Raw genomic sequence first — 3,445 nt, 5'->3', positions numbered from 1 at the left:
GCTCGCTGGTCGGCCCGCGCGCGGTCGGCGCACACGGCCTCCCAGGCGTTGCCCCGCGCGGTCCGCATGCGCGCCTCGCCGACGACGGCGCGTTCCACCGTGTGGACGACGTTGACCGCGAGCGACGCGACGGTACGGGAGATGGTGGTGAGCCCGATGGTGTCGTGCGGGCCGGCAGTGCTCATGATCACCCCGCTGGAGATCGTCGGGACGGTTGGGGTCAGACGCCTCGTCGAGTCTGCCCGAGAAAGATGCTCGGCGGCTCAGGTTTCGGTGTGGTGACCGTCGCGTCAACTCTCCGCCCACGCCCCTGAGCTGGGAAAGGGCCGTTCGGCCTTGAGGCACGTCACAGCATCGACGGCGGTCTCCGGCGTCGGCACCGGACGGTGCCGCGGCGTCGCAGGTGACACCGATCGGTGGGCGTGATGGCGCTCCGTGATCCCGACCTCACCGGAAGTCGGCCATTATGCCCCAGCCCAATTCGTGAGGAGCGCCATACCCCCGGCACCCCGTCCGAGGTGGCGCCCCCTAGCATCGGCCCATGACACCCGGAGAGGGGAGTCCGTTGGTGACTGCTGAGCATGCGCACGCGGAGGGGGACGAGGCCGGTCGGGCAGCGTCCGTAAGCGTGCTCGACGAGATCCTGGCCGGCGTACGTGAGGACGTCGCCCGGCGGCAGGAGCTGGTTCCGCTGGAGCGGATCCGCGAGTTGGCGGCCGCCGCGCCGCCGCCGCTGGACGCGTACGCGGCCCTGCGCAAGCCGGGTGTGGCGGTGATCGCCGAGGTGAAGCGCTCCTCCCCGTCCAAGGGGAAGCTGGCCGAGATCGCCGATCCGGCCGACCTGGCCGGCGACTACGCGGCCGGCGGGGCGCGGGCGATCAGCGTGCTGACCGAGGGCCGCTGGTTCGGCGGCTCGCTGGACGACCTGGCCGCCGTCCGCGCCGCCGTGAACATCCCGGTGCTCCGCAAGGACTTCGTGGTCTCCAGCTACCAGGTGCACGAGGCCCGGGCGCACGGCGCCGACCTGGTGCTGCTGATCGTCGCCGCCCTGGAGCAGAACGCGCTGGTCGGCCTGCTGGAGCGGATCGAGTCGCTCGGCATGACCGCGCTCGTCGAGGTGCACGACGAGGAGGAGGCCGACCGGGCCATGGAGGCCGGGGCGCAGGTGATCGGGGTCAACGCCCGTAATCTGCGTACCCTGGAGGTCGACCGTTCGGTCTTCGAGCGCATCGCGCCCGGCCTGCCCAGCAAGGTGGTCAAGATCGCCGAGTCGGGTGTGCGTGGCCCGCACGACCTCATCCGGTACGCCTCGGCCGGCGCCGACGCCGTCCTGGTGGGTGAGGGTCTGGTCACCCAGAAGAGTCCCCGGGAGGCGGTGGCCGAGCTGGTCAACGCCGGCAACCACCCGGCGACGCCCCGCCCCGCGCGCTGAGCCGCGCCGGGGTTCGTCCGCACTGAGAGGAACCCGCGATGAGCGCCGACGCACTGGCCACTCCGGCCGGTCAGTTCCCCGACACCGCCGGCCACTTCGGCCGCTTCGGTGGCCGGTTCGTCCCGGAGGCCCTGGTGGCCGCGCTGGACGAGCTGGACGGGGCGTGGCGCACCGCGATGACCGACGAGTCCTTCCGGGCCGAGTTCGGTGCCCTGTTGCGCGACTACGCCGGCACGCCCTCGCTGCTCTACACGGCGAAGCGGTTCTCCGAGCGGGTCGGCGCGCGGGTCCTGCTCAAGCGGGAGGACCTCAACCACACCGGTGCGCACAAGGTGCGCAACGTGCTGGGTCAGGCCCTGCTGACGAAGCGGATGGGCAAGTCCCGCGTGATCGCCGAGACCGGGGCCGGCCAGCACGGCGTGGCGACCGCCACCGCCGCGGCGCTGTTCGACCTCGAGTGCGTGGTCTACATGGGTGAGGTCGACACCGAGCGGCAGGCGCTCAACGTCGCCCGGATGCGCATGCTCGGCGCCACCGTGGTCCCGGTCACGACCGGCTCGCGAACGCTGAAGGACGCGATGAACGAGGCGATGCGGGACTGGGTCGCCAACGTGGACGACACCCACTACCTCATCGGCACCGCCGCCGGGCCGCACCCGTTCCCGGCCATGGTCCGCGACTTCGTCCGGGGCATCGGCGACGAGGCCCGGCAGCAGTGCCTCGACCTGACCGGCGCGCTGCCGGACGCGGTCACCGCCTGCGTCGGCGGCGGCTCCAACGCGCTGGGCATCTTCCACGCCTTCGTCGGCGACCGCGACGTGCGGCTGTACGGCTTCGAAGCGGGCGGCGCGGGTGTGGACACCGGCCGGCACGCGGCGAGCATCACCGGCGGCTCCGCCGGGGTGCTGCACGGCACCCGGACGTTCGTGCTCCAGGACGCCGACGGGCAGACCGTGGAGTCGCACTCGATCTCCGCCGGTCTGGACTACCCGGGCGTGGGCCCCGAGCACGCCTGGCTGCACGAAACGGGCCGCGCCACGTACCTGCCGGTCACCGACGACGAGGCGATGGCCGCCTTCGAGCTGCTCTGCCGCACCGAGGGCATCATCCCGGCGATCGAGAGCGCGCACGCGCTCGCCGGCACCGTCGCGATCGCCCCGAAGCTCGCCGCCGAGCTGGGCCGCGAGCCGGTGATCGTGGTCAACCTCTCCGGCCGGGGCGACAAGGACGTCCACACCGCCGGTGACTACTTCGGCATCCTCGACAAGGAGGCTGGACGATGAGCCGGATCGGGGTCGCGTTCGACAAGGCCCGCGCCGACGGGCGGGCCGTGCTGGTCGGCTGCATGCCGGCCGGGTTCCCGACCGTCGAGGGCAGCATCGCCGCGATGACGGCCATGGTCGAGGCCGGCGTGGACGTCATCGAGGTCGAGATCCCGTACTCGGACCCGGTGATGGACGGCCCGGTGATCCAGAAGGCGAGCGACATCGCCCTGGCCGGTGGCGTCCGCACCGCCGACACGCTGCGCATCGTCGAGGCGGTCGCCGCGACCGGTGCCCCGGTGGTCACGATGACCTACTGGAACCCGGTCGAGCGGTACGGCGTCGACGCGTTCGCCCGGGACCTCGCCTCGGCCGGCGGCACCGGCCTCATCACTCCGGACCTGATCCCGGAGGAGGCCGACGAGTGGCTGGCCGCCTCCGACGCGTACGGGCTGGACCGGACGTTCCTGGTCTCCCCGTCGTCCACGGACGCGCGGCTGGCGATGACCGTGGCCCACTGCCGTGGCTTCGTCTACGCGACGGCGATCATGGGTGTCACCGGTGCCCGGGCGCAGACCTCCGACGCCGCGCCGATCCTGGTCAGCCGGGTCCGGGCGGTCACCGACCTGCCGGTCGGCGTGGGCCTGGGTGTGGGCACCGGCGCGCAGGCCGGCACGGTCGCCGGGTACGCGGACGGCGTCATCGTCGGCAGCGCACTCGTCCGCTGCGTGCTCGACGCCGAGGACCAGGC

The 3,445-nt window shown here is 72.8% G+C and carries 4 protein-coding genes; 3 read left to right on the top strand and 1 reads right to left on the bottom strand.

Going from position 1 to position 3,445, the window contains the following annotated elements; genetic code table 11:
* The coding region (locus tag AB0I76_RS25550; protein WP_357040338.1) for a hypothetical protein at nt 1-185 on the bottom strand (185 nt) is incomplete at its 3' end.
* A 443-nt stretch (nt 186-628) separates the two neighbouring features.
* On the opposite strand from AB0I76_RS25550, the gene trpC reads away from it, so the two are divergent.
* The 3 genes from trpC to trpA form a co-directional block, all read left to right on the top strand.
* The gene (gene trpC, locus AB0I76_RS25545) at nt 629-1,432 is read left to right on the top strand and encodes an indole-3-glycerol phosphate synthase TrpC (RefSeq protein WP_357040335.1); all 804 of its coding nucleotides are present in this window, start codon (nt 629-631) and stop codon (nt 1,430-1,432) included.
* 38 nt (nt 1,433-1,470) lie between these two features.
* Nucleotides 1,471-2,715, top strand: coding sequence for a tryptophan synthase subunit beta (gene trpB, locus AB0I76_RS25540; RefSeq protein ID WP_357040332.1), 1,245 nt, complete (start codon nt 1,471-1,473; stop codon nt 2,713-2,715).
* A partial coding sequence (gene trpA / locus AB0I76_RS25535) for a tryptophan synthase subunit alpha (protein ID WP_357040329.1) occupies nt 2,712-3,445 on the top strand: 734 nt, incomplete at its 3' end. The genes trpB and trpA, both read left to right, overlap by 4 nt.

It is taken from the genome of Micromonospora sp. NPDC049799 (genome assembly GCF_040656655.1).
GTDB lineage: Bacteria > Actinomycetota > Actinomycetes > Mycobacteriales > Micromonosporaceae > Micromonospora.
The sequence above is the reverse complement of the archived record's forward strand: the minus strand, read 5'-3'. Positions and strand labels throughout refer to the sequence as shown.

What these genes read in the sequence shown, in the direction of transcription:
- trpB (WP_357040332.1), top strand. Translation starts at nt 1,471, where the DNA reads ATGAGCGCCGACGCACTGGCCACTCCGGCCGGTCAGTTCCCCGACACC.